General features: G+C 68.3%; 24 protein-coding genes and 1 pseudogene. 14 read left to right on the top strand and 11 right to left on the bottom strand.

The features are described 5' to 3' along the window. Positions 1 to 146 precede the first annotated feature (146 nt). Entirely contained in the window at positions 147 to 677 is a 531-nt protein-coding gene (locus FNZ56_RS11495; protein WP_143879970.1) for a tetratricopeptide repeat protein, read from the top strand. Positions 678 to 719: 42 nt separating this feature from the next. Here the strand turns inward: FNZ56_RS11495 and purL are convergent, their stop codons facing one another. The 3 genes from purL to xerD all read right to left on the bottom strand — a co-directional run bounded on the left by purL (position 720) and on the right by xerD (position 6,595). Then, a complete protein-coding gene (gene purL / locus FNZ56_RS11490) occupies positions 720 to 4,616 on the bottom strand; it encodes a phosphoribosylformylglycinamidine synthase (protein ID WP_143879969.1) in 3,897 nt (1,298 codons plus the stop codon). A gap of 70 nt (positions 4,617 to 4,686) precedes the next feature. Then, the gene (locus tag FNZ56_RS11485; RefSeq protein ID WP_143879968.1) at positions 4,687 to 5,538 is read right to left on the bottom strand and encodes a thioredoxin fold domain-containing protein; all 852 of its coding nucleotides are present in this window, start codon (positions 5,536 to 5,538) and stop codon (positions 4,687 to 4,689) included. A gap of 79 nt (positions 5,539 to 5,617) precedes the next feature. Continuing rightward, complete coding sequence (gene xerD / locus FNZ56_RS11480) at positions 5,618 to 6,595, bottom strand: site-specific tyrosine recombinase XerD (protein ID WP_143879967.1); 978 nt, start codon at positions 6,593 to 6,595, stop codon at positions 5,618 to 5,620. Positions 6,596 to 6,749: 154 nt separating this feature from the next. On the opposite strand from xerD, the gene FNZ56_RS11475 reads away from it, so the two are divergent. Then, entirely contained in the window at positions 6,750 to 7,211 is a 462-nt protein-coding gene (locus FNZ56_RS11475) for an RDD family protein (RefSeq protein WP_143879966.1), read from the top strand. Here FNZ56_RS11475 and lptG read toward each other — a convergent pair. Continuing rightward, positions 7,208 to 8,308, bottom strand: coding sequence for an LPS export ABC transporter permease LptG (gene lptG / locus FNZ56_RS11470; protein WP_143879965.1), 1,101 nt, complete (start codon positions 8,306 to 8,308; stop codon positions 7,208 to 7,210). The genes FNZ56_RS11475 and lptG overlap by 4 nt on opposite strands. Next, positions 8,305 to 9,387: an LPS export ABC transporter permease LptF gene (gene lptF / locus FNZ56_RS11465; protein WP_143879964.1), complete on the bottom strand. Its 1,083-nt coding sequence runs from the start codon at positions 9,385 to 9,387 to the stop codon at positions 8,305 to 8,307. Before lptF ends, lptG begins: the two co-directional genes overlap by 4 nt. Positions 9,388 to 9,515: 128 nt before the next feature. Here lptF and FNZ56_RS11460 point away from each other — a divergent pair, with 128 nt between their 5' ends. From FNZ56_RS11460 to FNZ56_RS11450, 3 genes are all read left to right on the top strand, one after another. After that, positions 9,516 to 10,997 carry a leucyl aminopeptidase gene (locus tag FNZ56_RS11460; RefSeq protein ID WP_143879963.1) on the top strand — a complete coding sequence of 494 codons (1,482 nt, stop codon included), beginning with the start codon at positions 9,516 to 9,518 and terminating at the stop codon, positions 10,995 to 10,997. An 80-nt stretch (positions 10,998 to 11,077) separates the two neighbouring features. Continuing rightward, positions 11,078 to 11,503 (top strand): DNA polymerase III subunit chi, encoded by a 426-nt coding sequence (locus FNZ56_RS11455; protein WP_143879962.1) that lies wholly within the window; start codon positions 11,078 to 11,080, stop codon positions 11,501 to 11,503. A 149-nt stretch (positions 11,504 to 11,652) separates the two neighbouring features. Beyond that, the gene (locus FNZ56_RS11450; RefSeq protein ID WP_143879961.1) at positions 11,653 to 14,436 is read left to right on the top strand and encodes a valine--tRNA ligase; all 2,784 of its coding nucleotides are present in this window, start codon (positions 11,653 to 11,655) and stop codon (positions 14,434 to 14,436) included. A 34-nt stretch (positions 14,437 to 14,470) separates the two neighbouring features. On the opposite strand, the gene rimI is transcribed toward FNZ56_RS11450, so the two are convergent. The 3 genes and pseudogenes from rimI to pssA all read right to left on the bottom strand — a co-directional run bounded on the left by rimI (position 14,471) and on the right by pssA (position 15,968). Next, positions 14,471 to 14,956, bottom strand: coding sequence for a ribosomal protein S18-alanine N-acetyltransferase (gene rimI, locus FNZ56_RS11445; protein WP_143879960.1), 486 nt, complete (start codon positions 14,954 to 14,956; stop codon positions 14,471 to 14,473). Beyond that, a pseudogene (locus tag FNZ56_RS11440) lies at positions 14,953 to 15,138 on the bottom strand (alanine acetyltransferase); the annotation flags it as partial. The gene rimI and the pseudogene FNZ56_RS11440, both read right to left, overlap by 4 nt. 74 nt (positions 15,139 to 15,212) lie before the next feature. Then, positions 15,213 to 15,968, bottom strand: a complete 756-nt coding sequence (gene pssA / locus FNZ56_RS11435) for a CDP-diacylglycerol--serine O-phosphatidyltransferase (protein WP_143879958.1) — start codon at positions 15,966 to 15,968, stop codon at positions 15,213 to 15,215. A 73-nt stretch (positions 15,969 to 16,041) separates the two neighbouring features. Here pssA and FNZ56_RS11430 point away from each other — a divergent pair, with 73 nt between their 5' ends. From FNZ56_RS11430 to FNZ56_RS11410, 5 genes are all read left to right on the top strand, one after another. Then, positions 16,042 to 16,422 (top strand): DUF4124 domain-containing protein, encoded by a 381-nt coding sequence (locus tag FNZ56_RS11430; protein WP_143879957.1) that lies wholly within the window; start codon positions 16,042 to 16,044, stop codon positions 16,420 to 16,422. Further along, entirely contained in the window at positions 16,419 to 16,703 is a 285-nt protein-coding gene (locus tag FNZ56_RS11425; protein ID WP_143879956.1) for a DUF4124 domain-containing protein, read from the top strand. Before FNZ56_RS11430 ends, FNZ56_RS11425 begins: the two co-directional genes overlap by 4 nt. Before the next feature lie 60 nt (positions 16,704 to 16,763). Beyond that, entirely contained in the window at positions 16,764 to 18,476 is a 1,713-nt protein-coding gene (locus FNZ56_RS11420) for a proline--tRNA ligase (protein ID WP_143879955.1), read from the top strand. Between the two features lie 16 nt (positions 18,477 to 18,492). Next, positions 18,493 to 19,146 carry a dihydrofolate reductase family protein gene (locus tag FNZ56_RS11415; RefSeq protein WP_143879954.1) on the top strand — a complete coding sequence of 218 codons (654 nt, stop codon included), beginning with the start codon at positions 18,493 to 18,495 and terminating at the stop codon, positions 19,144 to 19,146. A gap of 75 nt (positions 19,147 to 19,221) precedes the next feature. Beyond that, positions 19,222 to 19,659, top strand: coding sequence for an H-NS histone family protein (locus tag FNZ56_RS11410; protein ID WP_143879953.1), 438 nt, complete (start codon positions 19,222 to 19,224; stop codon positions 19,657 to 19,659). 101 nt (positions 19,660 to 19,760) lie between these two features. Here FNZ56_RS11410 and FNZ56_RS11405 read toward each other — a convergent pair whose 3' ends face one another. Then, on the bottom strand, positions 19,761 to 21,005 hold the full coding sequence (locus tag FNZ56_RS11405; protein ID WP_143879952.1) for a threonine/serine exporter family protein: 1,245 nt from the start codon (positions 21,003 to 21,005) through the stop codon (positions 19,761 to 19,763). Between the two features lie 73 nt (positions 21,006 to 21,078). On the opposite strand from FNZ56_RS11405, the gene FNZ56_RS11400 reads away from it, so the two are divergent. Genes FNZ56_RS11400 through FNZ56_RS11385 form a run of 4 tightly spaced genes read left to right on the top strand, consistent with a single transcriptional unit; the run spans position 21,079 to position 24,601 of the window. Beyond that, a complete protein-coding gene (locus tag FNZ56_RS11400) occupies positions 21,079 to 22,200 on the top strand; it encodes an MlaE family ABC transporter permease (protein ID WP_143879951.1) in 1,122 nt (373 codons plus the stop codon). Beyond that, positions 22,200 to 23,039 (top strand): ABC transporter ATP-binding protein, encoded by an 840-nt coding sequence (locus tag FNZ56_RS11395; RefSeq protein WP_143879950.1) that lies wholly within the window; start codon positions 22,200 to 22,202, stop codon positions 23,037 to 23,039. Before FNZ56_RS11400 ends, FNZ56_RS11395 begins: the two co-directional genes overlap by 1 nt. Before the next feature lie 3 nt (positions 23,040 to 23,042). Continuing rightward, positions 23,043 to 23,957 carry an MlaD family protein gene (locus FNZ56_RS11390; RefSeq protein WP_143879949.1) on the top strand — a complete coding sequence of 305 codons (915 nt, stop codon included), beginning with the start codon at positions 23,043 to 23,045 and terminating at the stop codon, positions 23,955 to 23,957. Beyond that, the gene (locus FNZ56_RS11385) at positions 23,954 to 24,601 is read left to right on the top strand and encodes an ABC-type transport auxiliary lipoprotein family protein (protein WP_143879948.1); all 648 of its coding nucleotides are present in this window, start codon (positions 23,954 to 23,956) and stop codon (positions 24,599 to 24,601) included. Before FNZ56_RS11390 ends, FNZ56_RS11385 begins: the two co-directional genes overlap by 4 nt. Here the strand turns inward: FNZ56_RS11385 and FNZ56_RS11380 are convergent. Further along, positions 24,571 to 24,885: a hypothetical protein gene (locus FNZ56_RS11380; RefSeq protein ID WP_143879947.1), complete on the bottom strand. Its 315-nt coding sequence runs from the start codon at positions 24,883 to 24,885 to the stop codon at positions 24,571 to 24,573. The genes FNZ56_RS11385 and FNZ56_RS11380 overlap by 31 nt on opposite strands. A 301-nt stretch (positions 24,886 to 25,186) precedes the next feature. Beyond that, positions 25,187 to 25,765: an alpha-ketoglutarate-dependent dioxygenase AlkB family protein gene (locus FNZ56_RS11375; RefSeq protein ID WP_143879946.1), complete on the bottom strand. Its 579-nt coding sequence runs from the start codon at positions 25,763 to 25,765 to the stop codon at positions 25,187 to 25,189. Positions 25,766 to 25,770: the final 5 nt, after the last annotated feature.

Here is a 25,770-nt window from a genome sequence, read left to right as displayed (position 1 = left end):
TGCGGATCGCGGGACTTTAGCAGGTCGGCCCGGTCGATCCGACCGTTTCGACCCTGAATCGCGCGGGCGAACGACGCTCCTCTGGCGCCGCTCGCGGGCGCTGCGTAACCTCTCGCTTCCATTCAGGGGAAACAGGGGAAATCCGCATGAAGCACACCATCGCCGTCGCGCTGGCGGCCACGCTGTGCATGGCCGGCGCGGGGAACGTCGTGGCGAAGGAAAAGCCGCACGCGACCGTGGCGACCTACCACGGCAAGGACGCGGCCGATGCCGGACGCGCGCTGCTCGACATCGCGCTGAAGCAGGCCGGCAAGGGCAGCTGGGAACGCATCGCGGTCGGCCGCGCGTACTACCTCGGCGGCTACAAGGCCGAGGGCCAGGCCATCTTCGACTCGGTGATGGGCGCCAAGCCGGAAGCCAGCGACATGTTCCGCATCGCTCGCGTCTACCAGGAAGCCGGCGAATGGGATCGGGCGAAGGCGTTGTTCGACCGCTACCTCGCCGCGGAGCCGGACAACGAGAAGGGCCTGGCCGAAATCGGCGCGTACTACCTGCTGCATGGCGACCGCGCGCGCGCCGAACAACTGTTCGACCGTTCGTTCCAGGTTTCGCCCGACGAACTCTGGGCGACGCTCGCCGCTGCCGACGGCTACCTCAACGTCAAGCCAGAGGAATAAGCGGCATCGAGTGCTTGCGCGGCATGACGCCGCGCAAGCGCATCAGTTCACCCACGCCCGCGCGTTGCGGAACATCCGCAGCCACGGCGAATCCGATGGCCAGTCGCGCGGTGCCCAGCTGAGGTTGGCGCTGCGCGGCGTGCGCTCTGGATGCGGCATCAGGATGGTGACGCGGCCGTCGTCGTTGCACAGGCCCGCGACCGCGCCGTCGGAACCGTTCGGGTTCGCGGGATATTCGATGGCCGCGCCACCGTCGCCGGCGACATAGCGCAAGGCCACGCGCGCGGCGGCGTGATCGCCCGCGTTCGCGAATTCAACCCGGCCTTCGCCGTGCGAGATCACCGCCGGGATGCGCGAACCGGCCATGCCGCGGAAGAACAGCGACGGCGATTCGGCGATTTCGAGCATGCCGAAGCGCGCCTCGAACTGCTCGCTGCGGTTGCGCAGGAACCGCGGCCAGCGGGTCGTGCCCGGGATGATGTCGCGCAACTGGCTGAGCATCTGGCAGCCGTTGCACACGCCCAGCGCGAAGCGGTCGTCGCGGGCGAGGAAGGCTTCGAACATGTCGCGCAAGGCCGGGCGCTCGAGGATGCTGGTCGCCCAGCCACGGCCTGCGCCGAGCACGTCGCCGTAGCTGAATCCTCCGCAGGCGGCGAAACCGGCGAATTCGTCGAGGTTCCTGCGTCCCGCGATCAGGTCGCTCATGTGCACGTCGACCGCGGCGAAGCCGGCGCGGTCGAACGCCGAGGCCATCTCGACCTGCCCGTTCACGCCCTGCTCGCGCAGGATCGCGACCCTGGGCCGCGCGCCGGTATTGATGAAGGGCGCCGCGATATCGTCAGCGGGATCGAACCCGAGTTTCGGTTGCAGGCCCGGCGCGTCGAAGCGGCGCGCGCCGTCGCGTTCGGCATCCGCGGATCCGGGGTTGTCGCGCAGGCGCTGCATCGCGTGCGTCACCGACCACCAGGCGTCGAACAATTCGTCCCAACGCCATTCGGCCAGCACGCTGCCGGCGGCGAGCACGCGGATCGCCGGCGCGGTGGTCGGCCGCGCGATGCGCTGCGCGCATTCCACCAATTCGTGGCGCGCGACCAGGTCGGCGAATTCGGCGCGGTCCTCGCTCGCGACCTGCACGATCGCTCCGAGTTCCTCGTTGAACAGGGTGCTGAATACGTCGTCGGCGCGATCCCCGCCCCAACCGTCGAGTTCGATGTCGAGGCCGCAATGCGAGGCGAAGGCCATTTCACACAGCGCGGCGAAGGCGCCGCCATCGGAACGGTCGTGGTAGGCGCGCAGCAAACCAGCCTCGCGCGCGTCGCGTATGAGTTCGAAGAACGCGCGCAGGCGTTGCGGGTCGTCGAGGTCGGGCGCGTCGCCGCCGAAACCATCGAAGCATTGGGCGAGGATCGATCCGCCCATGCGCTGGCGACCGCCGCCGAGGCCGATCAGCCACAGTTCCGAATCCACGTCGCGTTCGAGCAGTGGCGTCAGCTGCGCGCGCACGTCGGCGACCGGCGCGAACGCGGTGACGATCAGCGAAACCGGCGAAACGGATTTCTCCGTTTCGCCATCGGCCTGCCATTGCGCCTGCATCGACAGCGAGTCCTTGCCGACCGGGATCGACAGGCCGAGCTGCGGGCACAGTTCCATGCCCACCGCCTTGACCGCGTCGAACAGCAGCGCGTCCTCGCCGGCGTGGCCGGCTGCAGCCATCCAGTTCGCCGACAGCTTGATGCGTTCGAGCGCATCGACCGGCGCGGCGCAGAGGTTGGTGATCGCCTCGCCCACCGCCATGCGCGCGGCGGCAGCGGAATCGAGCAGCGCAAGCGGCGTGCGTTCGCCGATGGACATCGCTTCGCCGGCGAAGCCTTCGAAGCCGCTGAGCGTGATCGCGCAGTCGGCTACCGGCATCTGCCACGGCCCGACCATCTGGTCGCGCGCGGTGAGGCCGCCGACGCTGCGGTCGCCGATGGTGACGAGGAAGGATTTCGATGCAACGGTCGGATGCGCGAGCACGCGCAGGCCGGCCTCGCGCAACTCCAGCGCAGAGGTATCCAGCGTGTTCCAGCGGATCGCCGGCGGATGCGTCGCGTCGCGGTGCATCTTCGGCGCCTTGCCGAACAGCACGTCCATCGGCAGGTCGATGGCGGCATCGGCGGGAATGCCGCCGACCTGCGCGCCGTAACCGACCACGAGGCGCTCCTCCGCCGTTGCGGTTCCGACCACCGCGAACGGACAACGCTCGCGTGCGCAGATCGCGGCGAATTCCTCCACGCGCGCGGCGGGCACGCCGAGCACGTAGCGTTCCTGCGATTCGTTGCACCACAGCTGCATCGGCGACAGCGAGGGATCGTCGCTCGGCACCTTGGCCAGGTCGATCACGCCGCCGACGCCGGAATCGTGCAGCAGCTCGGGAATCGCGTTCGACAGGCCGCCGGCGCCGACGTCGTGCACCGAGGCGATGGGATTCCCGTCCTCGCCCAGCGCGGCGCAACGGTCGATCACTTCCTGCGCGCGACGTTCCATTTCCGGGTTGTCGCGCTGCACGCTGGCGAAATCGAGGTCCTCGGCGCTGTCGCCGGAAGCGAGCGAACTCGCCGCGCCGCCGCCGAGGCCGATCAGCATCGCCGGACCGCCGAGCACGATGACCGCGTCGCCCGGCGCAAGCAGGCGCTTGCCGACCAGCACGCGGTCGATCGCGCCGAGCCCGCCGGCGAGCATGATGGGCTTGTCGTAGGCGCGCACCGCGCCGCCGGGTTGCGCGATTTCGAAACTGCGGAAGTAGCCGGCGAGATTGGGCCGGCCGAATTCGTTGTTGAACGCCGCGGCGCCGATCGGGCCGTCGAGCATGATCTCCAGCGCGCTGGCCATGCGCGGGTTGAGCGCACGCGATGCTTCCCACGGTTGCGGTAAGGTCGGGATGCGCAGGTGCGACACGCTGAAGCCGCACAGGCCGGCCTTTGGCTTGCCGCCGCGACCGGTCGCGCCTTCGTCGCGGATCTCGCCGCCGGCGCCGGTGGAGGCGCCCGGGAACGGCGAAATCGCGGTCGGGTGGTTATGGGTTTCGACCTTGATGCAGAACGCGCTTTCGGCCGGCGCCTCGGCGCGGTATTCGCCGCTGGCCGGATCCGGACGGAAGCGCCGCGACGCGAAGCCTTCCACCACCGCCGCGTTGTCGCTGTACGCGGACAAGGTGTGCTGCGGCGTGGTCGCGTGCGTGTGCTTGATCATCCTGAACAGCGACTGCGGCTTGCCGTTCGCGAGCATGTCGCGACCGTCGAGCGTCCAGCTGGCGTTGAAGATCTTGTGCCGGCAGTGTTCGGAGTTCGCCTGCGCGAACATCATCAGCTCGACGTCGTGCGGATCGCGCTGCAATTCCGAATAGCGTTCGCGCAGGTAATCGACCTCGTCCGCCGCGAGCGCGAGCCCGAGCCGTGCGTTGGCGGATTCGATGTCGCCCAGCGGCACGATTTCCAGCGGCTGGCGTTCCGGCGCATCGAACAACGCCGAGGCCGCGTCGCGGTCGGCGAGCAGTGATTGCGTCATCGGGTCGTGCAGCAGTTTCGCCGCTTCGGCCTGCAGCGCGGGATCGGCCGGCCAGCTGGCGATGTCCACGCGCATGCCGCGCTCGACGCGCCGGATCGGCAGGGTCGCGCCGCGCAGCAGCTCGCCGGCCTTGCTCGCCCACGGCGAGATCGTGCCCAGCCGCGGCAGCACGAAGCGGGAGACCACGCCCGCGTCGCGCGGGGCGGCCTCGGTACCGGCTTCGAGGATGCGGGCCAGGGCCGTGGCGTCCGGCGCCGCGCCTTCGGCCGGCACGATCCAGTACGTCCACCAGGCGCCGGCGATGCGGAAATCGGGATGCAGCGCGCGGAGGCGGGCTTCGAGCCGCTCGCGTCGGAACGGCGACAGGGCCGGCTGGCCCTCGAGGACGATCATGTCCGGGGAAACGCGCGGGGACGGGCGCGCATTGTAGCCCGAGCCGGCCCGCGGCCGGTCCGGGTGCGGTTCACATGCCGCCGGTGGCGGTGCTCGCGACCGGGGCCTGGCCGGCGTCCAGCTCGTCCAGCGATGACAGCAACTGGTCCGGCGGCAGGTAGCCACCGAGCACGCTGCCGTCCTCGGCCAGGATCATCGGCGTGCCCTCCAGGCCCGCGCGCTGGCCGAGGGCGTATTCGTCCGCGACCGGGTTGGTGCAGTTGCGCCTGGCGATCGGCCGGTCGTTCTTGGCATCGGTCAGGGCCTTCTTGCGGTCCGCCGAACACCAGACCGAAACCATCTTGTCGTAGTCCGGGCTGCCGATGCCGGCGCGCGGGAAGGCCATGTATTCGACCGTGATCCCGGCCTTGTTGTAGTCGGCGATCTGCGAATGGAACTTGCGGCAGAAGCCGCATTCCACGTCGGTGAACACGACCACGGCGTGCTTCGCGTTCGGCGCGGCGAACACGATGCGATCCGATTGCGGGATGCGCTTGAGCAGGTCGCGACGCACGCCGGCAAGGACCGCTTCGCCCACGTCCTTCTTCGCCGCGAAGTCGTAGAGCGGGGCCTGCAGCATGTACTTGCCGTCGTTGCTGACGTAGACCAGTTGCCCGCCGGCCACGACTTCGACGAAACCGGGCAGCGGCGACGGCGCGACATGGTCGATCGCCAGCCGTGCGTTGAGCGTGCGGATCGCATCGATCGCGCGCGCCTCGGGCGTGCCGGCCGGAGGTTGCGTGGCCAGCCCCGCCATCGGCGACTGGGCAGCGGCCGCCGGCTTGGCCTGCGCACCCGGCCGGGCCGCGACCGCGGGCGAGTTGGACTGGGCGCAGGCGGTCAGGCTGAACAGGCAGAGCGCAAGGGACAAGGACAGCTTCATCTTGGATCCGTTGGGGTGCGATTGCGGTAGGACCGGCGCGCGGGCGCGCGGTTCCGTCGATTGTCGCACGCAGCCTGCCTCACCCACGCGGATGATGCTGGGCGTGCAGGTTCTTGAGCCGCTGCTTCGCGACGTGGGTGTAGATCTGCGTGGTCGACAGCGAGCCGTGTCCGAGCAGCATCTGCAGCACGCGCAGGTCGGCGCCGTGGTTCAACAAATGCGTGGCGAAACTGTGGCGCAGGCCATGCGGGCTGATGCGCCTGGGCGCGATGCCGGCGGCGAGCGCGCTCTGCTTCACCAGCCGCCAGAACTGCTGGCGCGTCAGCGCCGCGCGTTTCGGGCCGAGGAACAGCGGCGGATCCAGCGCTGCGCGCGCGGACGCCGCGCCCTTGTCGAGTCGTGGCCGCGCTTCGTCGAGGTAGCGCCGCAGCCAGTGCATCGCCTCCTCGCCCAGCGGCACGAGCCGATCCTTGCCGCCCTTGCCGGTCACCCGCACCACGCCCTGGCGCAGGTTCACCGCGTTCGCCGGCAGGCCGACCAGTTCGCTCACGCGCAGGCCGGCGGCGTACATCAGTTCCAGCATCGCGCGATCGCGCAGGCCGGCGGGCGTGTCGAGCGCCGGCGCGGCGAGCAGCGATTCGATCTCGCTTTCCGACAACGCCTTCGGCAACGGCCGCGGCTGGCGCGGTGGCAACAACAGCGCGGTAGGGTCGTCGGTGCGAATGCCGCGTTGCGCCTGGTGCGCGAAGAACGCGCGCAGCGCCGCCAGCAGCCGCGCATTGCTGCGCGCGGAATAGCCTTCGGCGGAACGATGCGCGAGGTAGTCGTAGAGCAATGCGGCGTCGGCATGGGCCAGTCCGCCCCGCCTGCCGCTCGCGCGCGCCCAGCGCCCGAGTCCGGCGAGGTCGCGGCGATAGCTCGCCAGCGTCGCCGCGCCGGCGCCGCGTTCGGCCCAGAACGCATCGAGGAAGGCCGCGATCGCCATCGCATCCGCTTCCGGCAATTCCGGCAGTCGCGTCGCCGCGATGCGGCGTTCGGCGGGCGTTTTAGCGCTCATGCAGCGAGATTATCTTTTCCCTCCCCCCTGTGTGGGGTGAGAGGGGGTTTCGAGCAACGCAGTTGCGAACCCGTGAACGCCTGCCGGCAAGCAAGCCGGCAGGCCGGGGCGTGGTGGCGCGCAGCGCCGGGAGAGGGGCAAGTATCCTGTGCGAATGTCGACACCCGCATCTTCACCCCGCGCACTGCTCGGCTGGCGCCTGCTCGCGCTGGTCTACGACGTCTTCCCGGCGCTGGCGCTGTGGATGCTGTTGTCGTCGGCATTCACGCTCGGCTACACCTTCCTCGGCCACCACGCCACGCGCCAGAACATCGCGCCGTTCAGCGCGTTGCAGTGGCTGCTGTGGCTGTGCTGCTGGGCCGTCACCGGCGCCTACGCGACGATCAGCTGGCATCGCGGCGGCGCGACGCTGGGCATGCGCCCGTGGCGGCTGCGCGTGGTCTCCGCGGCGAATGGCGATGGCGCGTCGTACGCGGCGCTGTGGAAACGCTATGCGGTCGGCACGCTGTCGCTCTTGCTCGCCGGCGCGGGCTTCTGGTGGGCGCTGTTCGACCGCGAACGGTTGACCTGGCACGACCGCGCCAGCGGCACGCGGATGCTGCGGGGCACGCGTTAGCCGGATCGCCTGCGGAACAACGTCGCCGATACTCCGAGCATGATCGCCGGCGGGATCAGGTAGGCGAGCCGGTAATCGAACTTGTACACGCCCGCGAGCTTCACGAACTGGGTCTGCACCAGCCAGAAGCCGAGCGCGAATACGATGCCGATGAACAGCCGCTTGCCGAGGCCGCCGCTGCGCAGCGAACCGAACGCGAACGGCACCGCCGCGAGGCACAACGCGAGCACGTTGAGCGGATAGAACCAGCGGCCCCAGTAATGCTCCTCGTACTCGCTGGCATCGAGCCCGTTGCGCTTGCGGTAGGCGATGCCGCGGCTGAGCTCGGTCGCCGGCAGGTAGCGCGGGCTGGCGATACTCGCCGCGAGCGCGGTTTCGTCCAGCTTCGAGGCCCAGTGTTCCTCCAGCGCCTCGGTTTCGTTCACCGAGCGCGAGTCGAACCAGGTGCGCCGGACGTTATGCAGCAACCAACCGCCCGGGTGGTGCTCGGCGCTGGCGGCGCGCGCGATGGATTCGAGCCGCCCGTCCTTGGCGAATTCGTACAGGCGCACGCCCTGCAGTTCGAGGTAACGCTTGCTGCCGTTGCCGCGCTCCTGGCCCGTCTGCGCGTTGAGGAAGGTATCGCCCTCGCGCGCCCACAGGCCGCTGTACTGGGCCACGATCATGTCGTTGGACTTGGCCGAGGCCTTCAGCGAATCCGCGCGCCTCTGGCCCCACGGCCCGAGGGTTTCGCCGTTCACCACCATCAGCGCGGTCAACGCCACCAGCGCACCGGCGACGGCGATGCTCAGGCGTCGCCGCGACAGGCCCAGCGCGCGCAGCGCGGTCAGCTCCGAACTCGCGGCGAGCTGTCCCAGGCCCATCAGCGCGCCGATCACCGCAGCCGTCGGGAACAACATGTAGGCACGGCGCGGAATGCTCAGCGCCACCACCGCCACCGCGCTGCCGAAACCGTAGTGCCCGGTACCGACGTCGTTGAGCTCGGCAACCACCGCCATGACCGCGTCCAGGCCGATCAGCACCACCCAGGTCAACAGCACCGTGCCCAGCAGCACGCGGGCGACGTACAGATCGTGGATTTTCGGGAACGGCTTCATGCGCGGCTCCGCGGCCGGCGCATGCGCCCGTCGGTGAAATAGAACCAGGCGCCCGCCGCGAGCAATGGCAGCAACAGCCACCACAGGCCCGCAGCCATCGGCAATTTGCCGCTGCCGAGCCGGTCGGTGCCCGTCAACATCAACATCATGCCGAACAGGTAAGCGGCGAACCCGAGTATCAAGTTGCCGTAACGCGCCTGCCGCGGCGAGCTGCGCGCCAGCGGCACCGCCATCAATGCGAACGCCAGCGCCAGCAGCGGCGGGGCGATGCGGAAATGCAGTTGCGCGCCGGCCTGCGGCCGCGGATCCGAAAACAGTTCCATCGTCGGCAGGCCCTGCGGGTTGCGCGGACCGTCCTCGGCCTTGGCCATCGGCATGCGCAGTTCGTTGCTGGCATAGCGCATCAGCCGGTAATCGCGGCCTGCGTCCAGCGGCCCCTCGACCCGGAATCCGTCCCTGAGGTCGAGGAAACGCTGGTTGCCACCTTCGATCTTGAGGGCGCCGCCGGTGGCGGTGGTCACGTCGAGGCGGTCCTTGTCCTGGCGGTAGACGAAGATGCGTCGCAGTTGGGTGCCGTCGTTCGACATCGAACCGACGTAGACCACGCCCTTGCCGCCGGGCAACTCGGTGAAGCGTCCCGCTTCCAGCCCCGCGACCAGCAGGTTGCGGCTGCCGGCGGCGATCATCTCGTCCGATGTGCGCTTCGCCCACGGGCCCAGCCACAGCGAACAGATCGCGATCACCCCCACCATCGGCAGTACCAGCCAGGCCCAGGGCCGCAGCAGCCGGCGCGGCCCGACCCCGATCGAGGTCAGGATCGGCATCTCCGAATCGCGGTACAGGCGGCCGAAACCGAGCAGCAGGCCGATCATCAGGCCCAGCGGCAGGATCATCGGCATGTAGCGGATGGTCTGCAGCCCCATCTGCGAAAGCATCAGCCCGGCCGGGACGCGCCCGCGGGCGATGTCGCCGAGCACGTCGGTGAACACGCCGCCGAGGCTGACGATGAACAGCACGATCAGCGCGGCGAACGTGGCCTGCGCCAGTTCGCGCAGCAGGTAGCGGTCGAGCTTGGGCATCGTGCTCCAGGGCGGGATGGGGGCGTGCGCGGTGCGGCTTGCACTACACTTTGCGGTTCTCCGGCAGGCCGCATCCGCGCCGCCATGAACCGATACGAATCTTACTGAATCCGCCCGGGAATCCGTCGATGAGCCTTGAATTCGCCCTGAACGCCACAGCTCCCGCCGCCGCCGCCGTCGACTGCGTGGTGGTCGGCGCCTTCGCCGACGGCAGCCTGACCCCGGCCGCGCAGGCGTTGGATGCCGCCAGCGGCGGCCGCATCTCTGCCCTGGCCAAGGGCGGCGACGTCTCCGGCAAGACCGGCAGGACCGCCCTGCTCCACGACCTCGCCGGCGTCGCCGCGCCGCGCGTGCTGGTGATCGGCCTCGGCGAAGCCGGCAAGTTCGGCGTTCCGCAATACATCAAGGCGGTGGGCGATGCAGCGCGCGCGCTGAGGACCGGCCCGGCGAAGAGCGCGCTGTTCACCATCCCCGAAGTCGCGGTGAAGGATCGCGACGCCGCCTGGAACATCCGCCAAGCCGCCATCGCCGCCGACCATGCCTGCTACCGCTACACCGCCACCCTCGGCGCCAAGAACAAGAAGCGCGAGGAGAAGGGCCTGGAGCGCTTCGAAATCTCCGGTTCCGACAAGAATGCCCTTGCGCAGGGCATCGCCATCGCGGCCGGTGTGCAGTTCACCCGCGAGCTCGGCAACCTGCCGCCGAACGTGTGCAACCCCGCCTACATCGCGCAGCAGGCGCAGGAATTCGCGGCGAAGAGCAAGAACGTCGAATGCGAGGTGCTGGACGATGCGGCGATGGAAGCGCTCGGCATGGGCTCGCTGCTCGCGGTCGCGCGCGGTTCGGCGCAGCGCCCGCGCCTGGTGGTGCTGAAGTACAACAACGGCGGCGATGCCAAGCCCTACGTGCTGGTCGGCAAGGGCATCACCTTCGACACCGGCGGCGTCAACCTGAAGACCCAGGGTGGCATCGAGGAAATGAAGTACGACATGTGCGGCGCGGGCACCGTGCTCGGTACCTTCGTGTCCGCGGTGGGCATGCAGTTGCCGGTCAACCTCGTCTGCATCGCCGCGGCGGTGGAGAACGCCATCGACGGCAACGCCTACCGCCCGTCCGACGTCATCACCAGCATGAGCGGCAAGACCATCGAAGTCGGCAACACCGATGCCGAGGGCCGGCTGATCCTGTGCGATGCGCTGACCTATGCGCAGAAGTTCGAACCGCAGGCGTTGATCGACGTGGCAACGCTGACCGGCGCCTGCGTGGTCGCACTGGGCAAGTACGCCGCCGGCGTGATGACCAAGGGCGACGACGACCTCGCCCGCGAACTGATCGCCGCCGGCGAAACCACCTTCGACCGCGCCTGGCAGCTGCCGTTGTGGGACGAATACCAGGGCATGCTCGATTCGCAGTTCGCCGACGTCTACAACATCGGCGGGCGCTGGGCCGGCGCGATCACCGCGGGCTGCTTCCTGTCGCGCTTCACCGAAGGCCAGCGCTGGGCGCACATGGACATCGCCGGCGTCGCCAACGGCGACGGCAAGATGGGCATGGCCACCGGCCGGCCGGTCGGGCTGCTGTCGCAATGGTTGCTGGATCGGGTCGCGTGATGCATTTGTAGGAGCGGACCCGGCCGCGACTTTTTCTTCCCGCGGTCGCGCCCAGGTGCGCTCCTACAGGCAGCATTCCCATGCCACGCGCCGACTTCTACCTCATCGACAAGCCGCGCTTCCGCGAGGAACCGCTGCTGCTGGTGTGCGAACTCGCGCGCAAGGCGACGGACGCGGGCCAGCACACGCTGGTGCTGGTGCGCGACGCGGCGCAGGCCGAGGCCCTCGACGATCTGCTGTGGGCCTTCGACCCGGATGCCTACGTGCCGCACCAGATCGCCGGCGCGGACGAGGACGAGGACGAGGCCGCGGTATTGATCGCAGCGCCGGATATCGACGCGCCGTCGCGCCCGCTGCTGATCAACCTGCGCGATGCCGCACCGACGGGCAGTTTCGAACGCGTGCTGGAAGTGGTTCCCGCCGATCCGGCCGCGCGCGGCGGTTCGCGCGAACGCTGGAAGCACTACCAGTCGCTCGGCTTCGAGTTGAAGAAATACGATATGTAGATGCTGTTGATGTTCCCTCTCCCCTTGAGGGAGAGGGTGGCGCGGAGCGCCGGGAGAGGGGTTTTCGCCGCCGCGCCCCCTCTCCTGCCCCTTCGGGGCATCCTCTCCCACGAGGGGAGAGGAAAAAGCACGCAGGAATGACGGAACCCATGACCACCCTCGCCCCCGGCTACGACCCCAAGTCCTTCGAATCCCGCCTGTACGCGCAGTGGGAAAGCAGCGGCGCGTTCGCGCCCAGCGGCGACGGCCCGGCCTACACCATCCTGCTGCCGCCGCCGAACGTCACCGGTACCCTGCACATGGGCCACGCGTTCCAGCACACGCTGATGGACGCGTTGGTGCGCTACCACCGCATGCGTGGCTACCGGACGCTGTGGCAGATGGGCACCGACCATGCCGGCATCGCGACCGAGATGGTGGTGAGCCGCAACCTCGCGCTCGAAGGCAAGGGCGAGACCCGCGATTCGCTGGGCCGCGAGAAATTCATCGAGAAAGTGTGGGAGTGGAAGCAGCAGTCCGGCGACACCATCGAACGGCAGATGCGCCGCCTCGGCGCCTCCGGCGACTGGTCGCGCAGCGTGTTCACCATGGATCCGATGGCGAGCGATGCGATCGTCGAAGCCTTCGTGCGCCTGCACGAACAGGGCTTGATCTATCGCGGCCAGCGCCTGGTCAACTGGGATCCGGTGCTGAAGACCGCGATCTCCGACCTCGAAGTCGCGAGCGAAGAAGAGAACGGATTCCTCTGGTCGATCGCCTACCCGCTCAACGACGGCAGCGGTTCGCTCGTCGTCGCGACCACCCGCCCGGAAACCATGCTCGGCGACACCGCGGTGATGGTGCATCCGGAAGACGAACGCTACGCGCACCTGATCGGCAAGACCGTGCGCCTGCCATTGACGAATCGCGAGATTCCGGTCATCGCCGACGATTACGTCGACCGCGAGTTCGGCACCGGCGTGGTCAAGGTCACGCCCGCGCACGATTTCAACGACTATGCGGTCGGCCAGCGCCATGGCCTGCCGATGATCAACATCTTCACCGACGAGGCGAAGGTCATCGCGACGCGCGACGACATTCCGGAAAAATATCGCGGACTCGACCGTTTCGATGCACGCAAGCTCATCGTCGCCGACCTCGAGGCTGCGGGCCTCTTGGTCGAAATCAAGCCGCATCGCCTGCAGGTGCCGCGCGGCGACCGCAGCGGCCAGGTGATCGAGCCGTTCCTGACCGACCAGTGGTTCGTGAAGATGGACGATCTCGCGAAGCGTGGATTGGAACTCGTCGAGTCGGGCGAAGTGAAGTTCGTGCCGCCGAACTGGATCAACACTTATCGCCACTGGCTGGAGAACATCCAGGACTGGACGATTTCGCGCCAGCTGTGGTGGGGCCATCGCATTCCCGCGTGGTTCGACGACGCCGGCAACAGTTACGTCGGCCGCAATGAAGCGGAAGTGCGCGCAACGCACAACCTCGGCGACATCGCGTTGCGGCAGGATGCCGACGTGCTGGAAACCTGGTTCTCCTCGGCGATGTTCCCGTTCAGCACGCAGGGTTGGCCGAACGAAGACGCGATGGGCGAACTCGGTTTCGACATCGCGCTACCGACCTCGGTGCTGGTCACCGGCTTCGACATCATCTTCTTCTGGGTGGCGCGCATGATCATGATGACCGACAAGCTCGTCGGCCGCGTGCCCTTCCGAGACGTCTACATCACCGGCCTGGTGCGCGATGCGCACGGGCAGAAGATGTCGAAGTCCAAGGGCAACGTGCTCGACCCGCTGGACATCATCGACGGCATCAGCGCGGACGCGCTGGTCGCCAAGCGCACCAGCGGCCTGATGAAGCCTCAGGACGCGCCGAAGATCGAGAAGGCCACGCGCAAGGAATTCCCGGAGGGCATCAACGCCCACGGCGCCGACGCGCTGCGCTTCACCATGGCCGCGCTGGCCGGCCCGGGCCGCGACATCAAGTTCGACCTCGCCCGCGCCGAGGGCTACAAGAATTTCTGCAACAAGTTGTGGAACGCCACGCGCTTCGTTTTGATGAATGTGGGAGGGGCTTCAGCCCCGACAGTCGCGGCTGAAGCCGCTCCCACAGCGAAAACCGACGCAGAAAAGTGGATCCTTGCCCAGCTCGACCGCACCACCGCGGAAGCCGCGCAACACTTCTCCGAATACCGCTTCGACCTGCTCGCGCAAACGCTGTACGAATTCGCCTGGAACCAGTTCTGCGACTGGTTCGTGGAACTCGCCAAGCCCGCCCTCAACGGCGACGATGCCGAAGCTGCGGACTCGACCCGACACACGCTGCTTTACGTCCTCGACGCGCTGCTGCGCCTTCTGCACCCGCTGATCCCGTTCGTCACCGAGGAACTGTGGCAATCGGTCGCGCCGAAACTCGGCAAGTCCGGCAGCATCATGCTGCAGCCCTATCCGCAGCCCGGCGACGTCGACGCGAGCGGCTACGCGCAAGCCGACGCCGACATCGAATGGCTGAAGGCGATGGTGTCCGCGGTGCGCCGCATCCGCAGCGAACTCGGCGTGTCGCCGGCGAAACAGGTGTCGCTGCTGGTGCGCGGCGGCAATGCGGACGATGCCGCGCGCATCGCCCGCTTCGACGCGCAACTGCGTTTCCTGTGTCGGCTCGAACGCATCGAAACGCTCGTCGGCGAACCGCCGGCCGCCGCGCCGGCCGTGGTCGGCGAACTGCAACTGTTCGTGCCGCTCGAAGGCCTGGTCGACCTCGATGCCGAACGCGCGCGCCTCGACAAGGAAATCGCGAAGATTTCCGCCGAAAAGGACAAGAGCGAAGCCAAGCTGGCGAAGTTCGGCGCCGGCGTGCCGGCTGCGGTGGTCGAGCAGGAACGCGCGCGACTCGCCGACTGGAGTTCGAAGCTGGAAGCGCTGACCGCGCAACGCGCCAGAATGTAGGGGCGACCGGCCGGTCGCCCCTACGCCACGCAATTCATTCGTCCAACAACTCCAGCGCCATCACGATCGCATCCTCGCGCCCATGGTTCGGCGCCGGGTAATAGCGCGGGCGCCGGCCGATTTCGTTGAAACCCTCATCGTGGTACAGCGCCATCGCGCGCGGGTTCGAGGGCCGCACCTCGAGGAACACGCGCATCGCGCCACCGCCGCGGGCGACCCGCAGCAATGCGCGCAGCAGGTGCCGGCCGTGGCCGCGGCCCTCGGCTTCCGGCGCGATGCAGAGGTTCAGCACGTGCGCTTCGCCGGCGGCGATGTTCAGCACGCCGTATCCGACCGGCGCGCCGTTCGATTCCAGCACCCACATCGCGTGCCCGGCGTGCAGGCAATCGCGGAAGATGCCGCGCGTCCACGGGAAGGGATAGGCGCGGGTTTCGATGGCGACGACCGCGTCGAGGTCGCCTTCGCGCATGGGTCGCAACGTCGCGACCGACGGAGTGTCGTCCTCGCGGACCGCGCTCATCGCGCCCGCGCCGCCCCGCGCAGCATGCGCAGGCGCGGCCACAGCGCGCGCTTGGCCGCGGGATCGCGCCGCAACGCCGCCAGCTCGACCTGCGGCAAGGCATCGGTGCCCGCCGCACGCACCAGCGCACGCCACAACGGATCGACGGTTCCACTGGATGCGGGCGCTTCGAGCGGCGCACGCGCTTCGTCCATTCGCACGCGATACAGGCGGTGCCCGAGTTCGGCCAACGCCTCGCGCTGGAACGGATCCCAGTTCATCCTGCCCGCTTCCGCCACAGCCATTGCACCGGCCCCGACAGCGCGTACAACACCGCGGCGGCGAGCAGCACCTTGGGCGGGTCCAGCACCAGCGCGATGATCACCGCGAGCGCGACGACGATCGCGAAGAACGGCACGCGGTCGGCCCTGGGCCCGCTGCCGCTGCCCTTGAAGCTGGTGTAGCGGATGCGGCTCACCATCAACAGGCCGGCGGCGACGGTCACGCCGAGCGCGGCATGGCGCAACTCGCGCCCACTCCAGCCGAGGTCGTGCGCGGTCCATACGAAGCTCGCCATCAGCCCGGCCGCCGCCGGGCTCGCGAGGCCTACGAACCAGCGCTTGTCGACGGTGCCGACCTGGCTGTTGAAGCGCGCCAGACGCAATGCCGCGCAGGCCGCGTACAGGAACGCCGCCAACCAGCCGAGTTTGCCGGGGGTGATCCCGTCGAGCTTGAGCGAGGACAACGCCCAGTAATACATCACCAGCGCCGGCGCCATGCCGAAGCTGACCAGGTCGGCGAGCGAGTCGTACTGCACGCCGAATTCACTCTGGGTGTTGGTCAGGCGCGCGACCCGGCCATCGATCCCGTCGAGGATCGCGGAGACGAAGATCGCGACGCAGGCGGCTTCGAACCGCCCCTGCGAAGCGGCGATGATGGCGAAAAACCCGCCGAACAGGCCACCGGTGGTGAACAGGTTCGGCAGCAGGTAAATGCCGCGCCGGCGCGGCTGGATATCGGGGGTCGGCTCCATCCGCGCAGTGTAGCGGCTTGCACGGCACCGCCCCCGGTGCTGCAATCGGGGCTCCCGGCCACGGAGCCTCGCCATGCGCGCCCCGATCCTCGCCTCCCTGTTCGTCCTCGTGTTGGCTTCGACCGCGGCACAGGCCGGCGGCATCTACCAGTGGAAGGACGCCAAGGGCGTCACCCATTACACCGACACGCCGCCGCCGGACAGCCAGTACAAGCAGCGCAACATCTACCACCCGGAATCCGACGCGCCGCCGGCCACGGACAAGGCCGCGACCGAGAACCCGTCCTGCATCACCGCTCGCCAGAACATCTCGAAACTGCAAAACAGCAAGACCGTCCAGATGGACACCGACGGCGACGGCAAGCCCGACAAGACCCTGGACGACAAGGATCGCGCCAATCAGTTGGCCCTCGCGCAGGCGATGGTCAACGCCAGTTGCACCGGCGGCGGATGAGGGCCACCTGGGCGATCGTCGCCGGGCTTGCGCTCGGCGGCGGCGTGGCGTGGTGGATGTCGCGCGACACGCCGGAGCAGGCGGAGGCGAAACGCCATCGCGTCGAACGTGCGGCAGCCGAACGCGCCGAGGCCGCTCGGCCCGTCCTGTACCGCTGGCGCGATGCCGCCGGCACCCTGCACATCAGCTCCACGCCCCCGCGCGGCGTAGATGCGCGCCATGTCGAGAAGGTCGACATGGAACCGAAGCCCGGCATCGAGGTCCACGGCGACCGGCAGTAATTCCCGGGAAAAGCGCGGGCGCATGGCACACTAGCCAGCCCACCCGCGTTCGAACTGCCGATGCGCCTGTCCCGCTTCCACCTCCGCACCGAAAAGGAAACCCCCGCCGAGGCGGAGATCGCCAGCCACCAGCTGATGCTGAAGGCCGGCATGCTGCGCAAGCTCGCCGCCGGGCTCTACACCTGGTCGCCGCTGGGCCTGCGCGTGCTGCGCAAGGTGGAGAACGTGGTGCGCGAGGAAATGAACCGCGCCGGCGCGATCGAAATGATCATGCCGACGATCCAGCCGAAGGAACTGTGGGAGGAAACCGGGCGCTGGGCGAAGTTCGGCCCGCAGTTGCTCAAGATCCGGGACCGCAAGGAGCAGGAGTTCTGCTACGCGCCGACCGCGGAGGAAGTGGTCACCGATTTCGCGCGGCAGGAACTGGCCAGCTACAAGCAGCTGCCGGTCAACTTCTACCAGATCAACACCAAGTTCCGCGACGAGATCCGCCCGCGCTTCGGCGTGATGCGGGCGCGCGAATTCCTGATGAAGGATGCGTACTCGTTCCACGTCGACGACGACTCGCTCGCCGCCGAATACCGCAACATGTACGACACCTACGGCCGCATCTTCACCCGGCTGGGGCTGGAGCACCGCGCGGTGTCGGCCGACACCGGCGCGATCGGCGGCAGCGCCTCGCACGAATTCCAGGTGATCGCCGATTCGGGCGAGGACACCATCCTGTATTCGGATGGTTCGGATTACGCCGCGAACGTGGAGATGGCCGAAGCGGTATCCCCCGGCGCGCGCGCGGCCGCGACTGAGGCGATGCGCAAGATCGACACGCCGACGCAGAAGACCTGCGAGGACGTCGCCGCGCTGCTCGGCATCCCGCTGCAACGCACGGTGAAGTCGGTCGCGGTCATCGGCAAGGACGCGGACGGCAACGACGCCTTCGTGCTCGCGCTGGTGCGCGGCGACCACGTGGTCAACGAGATCAAGCTGGGCAAGCTCGACGGCATGGCCGACTACCGCCTCGCGACCGAAGCGGAAATCCTCGAGCACCTCGGTTCCGAACCCGGTTTCCTCGGCCCGGTGAACCCCAGGAAGGCGATCCGCGTGGTCGCCGACCGCAGCGTCGCCGCGATGCACGACTTCGTCGTCGGCGCGAACGAAGCCGGCTACCACCTCGCCGGCGTGAACTGGGGCCGCGACCTGCCCGAAGCCGAAGTCGCCGACATCCGCAACGCGGTCGCCGGCGATCCTTCGCCCGACGGCAAGGGCACGCTGCGCATCGCGCGCGGCATCGAGGTCGGCCACGTGTTCGCGCTCGGCCGCAAGTATTCCGAGGCGATGGACTGCACCGTGCTCGATGCCGGCGGCAGGAAGGTACATCCGGCGATGGGCTGCTACGGCATCGGCGTGTCGCGCATCGTCGCCGCCGCGATCGAGCAGAACCACGACGCCAACGGCATCGTCTGGCCCGAACCGATGGCGCCATGGCGGGTCGCGGTGTGCGTGATCAACCCGAAGAACGACGAAGCGGTGAACGCGGCCGCCGAATCGCTGTATGCGGAATTGAACGCCGCCGGCATCGAAACCGCGCTCGACGACCGCGGCCTGCGCCCGGGCGCGATGTTCGCCGACATCGAACTGATCGGCATCCCGCACCGCGTGGTGGTGTCCGCGCGCGGGCTGGAAGCGGGCACCTTCGAATACCGCGCGCGCAACGCCAGCGATTCGGAACAGCTCGACCATGCCGCGCTGATGGCGCGACTCGGCGCAGGCTGACGAAGGAAGAACGGCGATGTCGAAACTATGCGTGCGGGGTTTCGCGGTCTCGCTCGACGGTTTCGGCGCCGGCACCGACCAGGGCCTGGAATACCCGCTGGGCGTGCGCGGCCCGGAACTGATGGAATGGTTCTTCCCGACGCGCGTGTTCCAGCGCATGCACGGCTTCGGCGAGGACGGCGAAACCGGCGTCGACAACGACTGCGCCGAACGCGGTTTCGACAACATCGGCGCATGGATCCTCGGCCGCAACATGTTCGGCCCGGTGCGCGGCCCGTGGCCGGACGACAGCTGGCGCGGCTGGTGGGGCGAGGAACCGCCCTACCGCGTGCCGGTGTTCGTGCTCACGCATTACGCGCGCGCGCCGCTGGAAATGGCCGGCGGCACCACCTTCCAGTTCGTCACCGGCGGCATCCACCAGGCGCTGGAACGCGCGCGCGACGCGGCCGGCGGGCGCGACATCCGCCTCGGCGGCGGCGCGGCGACCATCCGCCAATACCTGCGGGCGGGATTGGTCGAAGACCTGCACCTCGCCTTGCGTCCCGTGCTGCTGGGTCGCGGCGAATCGCTGTTCGCCGGCCTCGATCTCGATGCGCTCGGCTACGAATGCGAACGCACGCAGGCGGGGGAACGCGCGACGCACGTGTTCCTGCGCAAGCGCGCGGCTTGAGCGCGCAATCGTCGCGCTTATACTTCGAACCTCGCGCGATGGCGTGATGCATCGCGTTCCCCACGGAGAAAACGCATGTCCATCGACCTGGAAGGCCTGTCCGCGAAGCAGTTGGAAGCGGTGATCGCGAAGGCGAAGAAGCGGAAGGATGCGTTGAGCAAGCGCAAGCCGATCGCCGCGGTGCGCAAGAAGCTCATCGCGCTGGCCAAGGCCGACGGCTACAGCATCGCCGAACTGTTCGGCGACGAGGCAAACGCGAACGCCACATCGGCGCCCGCCGCGAAGCGCGGGGCGCGCAAGTCGACCAAGGGCCGCACGCTCGGCAAGGTCGCGCCCAAGTACCGAAACCCCGACAACCCGAAGGAAACCTGGTCCGGGCGCGGCATGCAGCCGCGCTGGCTGGCCGAACAGGTGAAGCGCGGCAAGTCCGCCGCGGATTTCCTGATCAGCGCGAAGCCGACGCCCAAGCCGCAGGTGGCCGGCCGTCGCGTGGTGAAGGCCGCGGACGCCTGATCGTCCCTGTGGGAGGGGCTTCAGCCCCGACGCAAGCATGTCGCGGCTCCCGCTTATAACAGCCGAATGGCTGTACAACCCGCTCCCACAAAAGCACGGTGTCAGAGATTGCGCCGCGTCGGCAGCAACAAATTGCCGAACAGCAATCCCGCGACCAGCGCGAGCAGGATGTTGATCACCCCCAGCGTCGCCGCCTGGCCGACGCCCACGTCCTGCTGCTGCACCAGGTCGAGCATGCCGCGCAGACTCGCGCTGCCGGGCACCAGCACGATGATGCCGGGCAGGCGCACCATCGCGCCGGGGCGTTTCGCCCAGCGCGCATAGCCGTTGCCGGCCGCGGTCATCGCCAGCGCGGACAGGAAGATGCCGACTTCCCCGCTCCACGCATCGCTGGCGAACTTCGACAACGCGTAGGCCACCACCACCGAAGCCATCACCAGCGGGACATCGCGGCGTTGCGCGCGGAACAGCACCGCCAGCGCGTACGCCACCACGAGCAGCGCGGCCCAGCCCAGCCATTCGGGCTGCGGCCGCAGCGCGCGCACCTGCGGCTGCACGCCGAGCATGTTGGCGACGGTCAACGCGATCATCGTGCCCACCGCGAGTTTCATCACCGTGGCCAGCGCGCCGGCGAAGCGCGCGGTGCCGGACACGAGGTGCTGGCTGGTGAGTTCGTTCACCGCATTGGTCAGCGACATGCCGGGCAGCAGCACGATCAGCGACACGATGATCACGGTGTTGAGGTTGAGCGGCCCCGCGTACGCCGCGACCAGCACCGCCACCGCGCCGGCGATGAGGCCGGCAACGGCGTCTTCGGCTTCGCGCAATTGCGGGCGCACGCCGCTGACCAGGTTGAGCAGCCCGATCAGCAAGCCGGTGACGCCGGCGGTGGCGATGTCCAGCCACGGCAGGCGCAACAAGCCGGCCATGCCCGCGGCGGCGAGGCCGAAGCCCAGCACCTGCATCGCGCGGGCACGGGCGCGCGGCGGGTAATCGAGCCGGCGCAGCGCGGCGTGGCCGCTGGCCACGTCCATGCGCCCGGCCATCACCTCCTCGGCGATGTGGTCGGCCTTGCACAGTTTCGACAGGTCGTTGTCGCCCGGCGCGAGCCGGATCAGGCGGGTGGTGTCGGATTCGCCGGCCGGGCGCGCCGGATCGCTGAAGGACAGGATGATCCCGGTCGGGTTCGACCACGGTTCGCATTCCAGCCCGAGTTTCTGCGCGACCGCGTCGATCGCGCCCTCGAGGCGCTGCGCGGTGGTGCCGTAGGTGTGCAGGCGTTCGGCGAGTTCGGCCACGAACGCGATCCGCGCGGCATAGTCGGCATGGGCGGCGCTGGTTTGCATGCGTGGAAGCATCGCATGGCCGTGGCCGGCCTTTCACCCCGGCGGCGCCGACTTGCGTAAGCTTGGGCCCCGCATGAACGCGAGCGCCAGCCGCCAGCCCCCGAGCGCCGAAGCCGACCCGAAGCAGTCGGGCCTGTGGCGGCTGCGCGGGCGCTGGACGCTGTCCAACGCCGGCGCGATGGGCGAGGTGCTGCGCTCGGCGCCGGAACACGTTTCCGTGGTCGACGCGCGCGGCGTGGACCGCCTCGACACCCTCGGCGTGCTGCAGCTGATGCGCTTCGCCAGCCGCCGCGACATCGACTTCTCCGCGTTCGAATTCGATCCCGCGCACCAGCACCTGGTGGAGGCGATCGAGGACGTCGGCGACGACCGCCCGAAGAAGAAGCGCGATTACGGCTTCCAGGCCGCGCTCGGCCGCCTCGGCTTCGCCGTCGCCGACAACGCCAGCGAGATCGTCGCCCTGGTCAGCTTCCTCGGCGAGAACCTCGTCAAGCTGCTGCGCCTGGTGAAGCAGCCGTGGCGGTTCAAGCCGACCGCGACCGTGTCGCAAATGGAACAGGTCGGCCTCGACGCGGTGCCGCTGGTGCTGCTGCTGTCCTACCTCGTCGGCGCGGTCATCGCCTTCCTCGGCGCCAACATCCTCGCCGACTTCGGCGCGACCATCTACGTGGTCGAACTGGTGAGCATCGCGTTCCTGCGCGAATTCGGCGTGCTGCTCACCGCGATCATCCTCGCCGGCCGCACCGCGAGCGCATTCACCGCGCAGATCGGCGCGATGGTCAGCCGCGAGGAAGTGGACGCCATGCGCACGCTCGGCCTCGATCCGGTCGACGTGCTGGTGCTGCCGCGCCTGGTCGCGCTGTTGATCATGCTGCCGCTGCTGAGCTTCCTCGCCGACATCGCCGGCCTCGCCGGCGGCGTGTCGGTCGGCGCGTTCAGCCTCGGCATCCCGCCCCAGGCCTACCTCGCGCGGGTTCAGGACACCTTCGAGATGCGGCATTTCCTCGTCGGCCTGTCGAAGGCGCCGGTGTTCGCGATGCTGATCGCGCTGATCGGCTGCCTCGAGGGCCTGCAGGTACAGGGCACCGCGCAATCGGTGGGCGAACGCACCACCTCCAGCGTGGTGCAGTCGATCTCGCTGGTGATCGTGATCGACGCGATCGCAGCGATCTGGTTCATGCAGATGGGTTGGTGATGGAAACCGCGAACAAAGCCACCGACGCGCGCCACGACCACGAGCCGATCATCCGCGTGCGCGGCCTCGTCAACCGCTTCGGCGAACAGGTCGTGCACGACGGCCTCGACCTCGACGTGCACCGCGGCGAGATCCTCGGCGTGGTCGGCGGTTCGGGCACCGGCAAGTCGGTGCTGATGCGTTCCATCCTCGGCCTGCGCCGGCCCGACGCCGGCGAAATCGAAGTCCTCGGCGTGGATGCCTTGTCGGAAGACCCGCACGACCGCCACCACGTCGAGCGCCGCAGCGGCGTGCTGTTCCAGGACGGCGCGCTGTTCTCCTCGCTGACCGTGGGCGAGAACGTGCAGGTGCCGCTGAAGGAACACTACCCGGACCTGCCGGACTCGCTGCGCTACGAACTCGCGCTGCTGAAGGTGAAGCTCTCCGGCCTGCCCGCGGACGCGCTGAACAAGCTGCCGTCGCAGCTTTCGGGCGGCATGCGCAAGCGCGCCGGCCTCGCGCGCGCGCTGGCGCTGGACCCGCCGCTGCTGTTCCTCGACGAACCCACCGCCGGCCTCGACCCGATCGGCGCGGCCGCGTTCGACGAGCTGATCCAGACTTTGCAGAAAGCGCTGGGGCTGACCGTGTTCCTGATCACCCACGACCTCGACACGCTGTACCGCATCTGCGACCGGGTCGCGGTGCTGGCCGACAAGAAGGTCGTGATCAACGCACCGCTGGCCGAGGTCGAACGCTTCGACCAGCCGTGGGTGCAAGAATACTTCCACGGGCCGCGCGCCCGCGCCGCGCAGGCGACGCACGGACACAACCTGCCGCGGCCGCAACCACAGGCCACCTGACGCATGGAAACCAAAGCCAACTACGTGCTGATCGGCGCCTTCACCATCGCGGTGGTGGTGTTCGGGCTGCTGTTCTCGCTGTGGGCCGCGAAATATTCCTCCGACCGCAGCTGGCAGGAATACGAGGTGATCTTCAACGAACCGGTGACCGGGCTCACCGAAGGCGGCTCGGTGCAGTACAACGGCATCGCGGTCGGCACCGTGCAGCAGCTCACGCTGTCGCCGCAGGATCCGCGCCGGGTCGAGGCGCTGCTCAAGATCGGCGCCGAAGTGCCGGTGAAGGTGGACACCAAGGCCAAGCTCTCGCAGCAGGGCATCACCGGCAGCCCGTTCATCCAGCTCACCGGCGGCAGCCCCAGCGCGCCGCGCCTGCTGCCGCGCGACAGCGACGACATCCCGGTGATCCAGACCGAGCCCTCTGCGCTGCAGAACATTGCCGACACCGCGAACCGCATCGTCGAACGCCTCGACAAGGTGATGAGCGAGGAGAACATCGCCCACATCAACCGTACGCTGGCCAACCTCGACAACATGACCGCGGCCGTCGGCGGGCAGAAGGACGACATCCGCGCGCTGGTGCTGAACCTGCGCCAGGCCTCCGAGCAACTCAACACCACGCTCGCCACCACCAACCAGGCGGTCGGTAACATCGACAAGGAATTGCCGGCGGTGCTGGCCAAGCTCGATTCGACGCTCACCAAGCTCGATTCCGCCGCCGGCAACGCCAACCAGATCCTCGGCGAGAACCGCGCGGCCATCAACAGCTTCGCCAACGACGGCCTGTCGCAACTCGGCCCGACCTTGAACGACCTGCGTTCGCTGGTGCGCGACCTGCGCCGCATCAGCGACCGCCTCGACCAGAACCCGACGCGCTTCATCCTCGGCCGCGACGCCCCCAAGGAGTTCGAACCAAAATGAAGCCGGATATCCGCATGCGTCCGCTGTTCGCCCTGCCCCTGCTGTTCGCCCTCGCCAGCTGCTCCATCCTCGGCGGCAAGCAGAGGGAACCGACCACGCTGTACGCGCCGGATCCGCGCGTGCAGGCCGATCCGTCGTGGCCGAACGTGGACTGGCAGTTGTCGATCAGCAATCCCGAGGCCGCGCGCATGGTGGACAGCCTGCGCATCGCGGTGCGGCCTTCGCCGGAGGAAGTGCAGGTGTACAAGAGCGCGTCGTGGGCGAAGATGCCGACGGACATGGTCGAGGACGCGGTGCTGCGCGCGCTGGAGGATTCGGGGAAGGTCCCCGCGGTCGCGCGCCAGGGCAGCGGCATCGCCGCGGATTACAAGCTGGTGATGGACCTGCGCCGCTTCGAATCCGACTACAGCGGCAGCGCGACGCCGAACGCGGTGATCGAACTCAACGTCAAGCTGCTGCACAGCGCCGGCGGCCAGGACGTGGTCGCCTCGCGCACCTTCGTGCAATCGGTGCCGGCCGCTTCGACTGCGGTTGCCGACGTGGTGGATGCGTTCAACCGCGGGCTTGGGCAGGTTGCGCATGATGTCGCGGGGTGGACGCTGGTGAGCGGCGATCAGCACCAGCGGATGGGGCATAAGCGGTAGTCGAGCACGGCCTTGATAACCTTGCCCTCGAACCCTGTAATTTTCTTAGTCGCCATGGCATTGGCGATGTGCGCTTTCATTACCTCCATCGCTTTGGCCGTCGGGATCAAGAGCCATGCACCAACTCTTTCCCACCTCGTAGGAAATATGTTTGTTGGGTGGCCGTTCTGGGTCTTCAATTTTCTTTCGCCGACGAAGCGACACTTGCTTTCACCTTTTCTGCGGTCCACGGCTATTACCGCCATGGCAACACTCGGATTGTCGGTGGCGATGCTGCTGTTCATCGTGTTTCGGTTTGCAGCCTCTGGCGGCAGCTTGTAGGAGCGCTCTCGAGCGCGACTTCCTTCCTGCAAACCGCGCGCCGGTCGCGCTCAAGCGCGCTCCTACAGTCGAGGCAAGCGCTCAAGCGCGCTCCTACGATCAACGCGACATCCTGCAAACCAGCGCCAGTAGGAGCGCCCATTTGGGCGCGATCTACCTAATGCCGTCATTCCCGCGAAAGCGGGAATCCAAGGACGTTTGCCCTTGAAAATCAAAGTCCATGGATCCCCGCTTTCGCGGGGATGACGAGCAAAGACAAAACCGCTACCCCAATACCCGCCGAAACGTCAGGTTGATCCGCGGCCCGACCACGCGCGCGGTCTGCGGGACGGCATGCAGCCAATGGCGTTGCGTCGCGCCGGCCATCACCAGCAGGCTGCCGTGCTCCAGGTCGATGCCGTACGACCCCCTGCCCTCGCGTTCGCGCAAACGGAAACGCCGCGTCGCGCCGAGGCTGATCGAAGCGATCAACGGTTCCGGGCCGAGTTCCGGCTCGCTGTCGCGATGGAAACCGAGGCGGTCGTTGCCGTCGCGATACAGGTTCGCGAGCACGCTGTTGAAGCCGGCGTGCAGCTCGCGTTCGAGGCGTTCGCGCACATCCGCCAGCGCCGCCGGCCACGGATGCGGCTCGAACAAGGTGCCTGAATAGCGATAGGCCACGTCGCCGATCCAGCAGCTCAGCCGCGGTGCGTCCAGCGTGCGGCCATAGACGGTGATCCTGTGGCGCTCCCACGGCAGGCCGGCGCGCAGGGCTTTGAACAGGGTCGATGCCGCGGCGGATTCGAGCCAATCCGGCTCGTAAATGATGCTCGCGCCGGGCAATTCGACCGTCTCTCGGGCCATGCGCC

This window comes from Lysobacter lycopersici (assembly GCF_007556775.1).
GTDB lineage: Bacteria > Pseudomonadota > Gammaproteobacteria > Xanthomonadales > Xanthomonadaceae > Pseudoluteimonas > Pseudoluteimonas lycopersici.
The sequence above is the reverse complement of the archived record's forward strand: the minus strand, read 5'-3'. Positions and strand labels throughout refer to the sequence as shown.

What these genes read in the sequence shown, in the direction of transcription:
- purL (WP_143879969.1), bottom strand. Translation starts at nt 4,616, where the DNA reads ATGATCGTCCTCGAGGGCCAGCCGGCCCTGTCGCCGTTCCGACGCGAG.
- FNZ56_RS11485 (WP_143879968.1), bottom strand. Translation starts at nt 5,538, where the DNA reads ATGAAGCTGTCCTTGTCCCTTGCGCTCTGCCTGTTCAGCCTGACCGCC.
- FNZ56_RS11400 (WP_143879951.1), top strand. Translation starts at nt 21,079, where the DNA reads ATGAACGCGAGCGCCAGCCGCCAGCCCCCGAGCGCCGAAGCCGACCCG.
- FNZ56_RS11390 (WP_143879949.1), top strand. Translation starts at nt 23,043, where the DNA reads ATGGAAACCAAAGCCAACTACGTGCTGATCGGCGCCTTCACCATCGCG.
- FNZ56_RS11460 (WP_143879963.1), top strand. Translation starts at nt 9,516, where the DNA reads ATGAGCCTTGAATTCGCCCTGAACGCCACAGCTCCCGCCGCCGCCGCC.
- FNZ56_RS11380 (WP_143879947.1), bottom strand. Translation starts at nt 24,885, where the DNA reads ATGAACAGCAGCATCGCCACCGACAATCCGAGTGTTGCCATGGCGGTA.
- FNZ56_RS11495 (WP_143879970.1), top strand. Translation starts at nt 147, where the DNA reads ATGAAGCACACCATCGCCGTCGCGCTGGCGGCCACGCTGTGCATGGCC.
- FNZ56_RS11405 (WP_143879952.1), bottom strand. Translation starts at nt 21,005, where the DNA reads ATGCAAACCAGCGCCGCCCATGCCGACTATGCCGCGCGGATCGCGTTC.
- FNZ56_RS11425 (WP_143879956.1), top strand. Translation starts at nt 16,419, where the DNA reads ATGAGGGCCACCTGGGCGATCGTCGCCGGGCTTGCGCTCGGCGGCGGC.
- rimI (WP_143879960.1), bottom strand. Translation starts at nt 14,956, where the DNA reads ATGAGCGCGGTCCGCGAGGACGACACTCCGTCGGTCGCGACGTTGCGA.
- FNZ56_RS11415 (WP_143879954.1), top strand. Translation starts at nt 18,493, where the DNA reads ATGTCGAAACTATGCGTGCGGGGTTTCGCGGTCTCGCTCGACGGTTTC.
- FNZ56_RS11455 (WP_143879962.1), top strand. Translation starts at nt 11,078, where the DNA reads ATGCCACGCGCCGACTTCTACCTCATCGACAAGCCGCGCTTCCGCGAG.
- FNZ56_RS11385 (WP_143879948.1), top strand. Translation starts at nt 23,954, where the DNA reads ATGAAGCCGGATATCCGCATGCGTCCGCTGTTCGCCCTGCCCCTGCTG.
- lptG (WP_143879965.1), bottom strand. Translation starts at nt 8,308, where the DNA reads ATGAAGCCGTTCCCGAAAATCCACGATCTGTACGTCGCCCGCGTGCTG.
- pssA (WP_143879958.1), bottom strand. Translation starts at nt 15,968, where the DNA reads ATGGAGCCGACCCCCGATATCCAGCCGCGCCGGCGCGGCATTTACCTG.
- FNZ56_RS11450 (WP_143879961.1), top strand. Translation starts at nt 11,653, where the DNA reads ATGACCACCCTCGCCCCCGGCTACGACCCCAAGTCCTTCGAATCCCGC.
- FNZ56_RS11475 (WP_143879966.1), top strand. Translation starts at nt 6,750, where the DNA reads ATGTCGACACCCGCATCTTCACCCCGCGCACTGCTCGGCTGGCGCCTG.
- FNZ56_RS11430 (WP_143879957.1), top strand. Translation starts at nt 16,042, where the DNA reads ATGCGCGCCCCGATCCTCGCCTCCCTGTTCGTCCTCGTGTTGGCTTCG.
- FNZ56_RS11395 (WP_143879950.1), top strand. Translation starts at nt 22,200, where the DNA reads ATGGAAACCGCGAACAAAGCCACCGACGCGCGCCACGACCACGAGCCG.
- lptF (WP_143879964.1), bottom strand. Translation starts at nt 9,387, where the DNA reads ATGCCCAAGCTCGACCGCTACCTGCTGCGCGAACTGGCGCAGGCCACG.
- FNZ56_RS11375 (WP_143879946.1), bottom strand. Translation starts at nt 25,765, where the DNA reads ATGGCCCGAGAGACGGTCGAATTGCCCGGCGCGAGCATCATTTACGAG.
- FNZ56_RS11410 (WP_143879953.1), top strand. Translation starts at nt 19,222, where the DNA reads ATGTCCATCGACCTGGAAGGCCTGTCCGCGAAGCAGTTGGAAGCGGTG.
- xerD (WP_143879967.1), bottom strand. Translation starts at nt 6,595, where the DNA reads ATGAGCGCTAAAACGCCCGCCGAACGCCGCATCGCGGCGACGCGACTG.
- FNZ56_RS11420 (WP_143879955.1), top strand. Translation starts at nt 16,764, where the DNA reads ATGCGCCTGTCCCGCTTCCACCTCCGCACCGAAAAGGAAACCCCCGCC.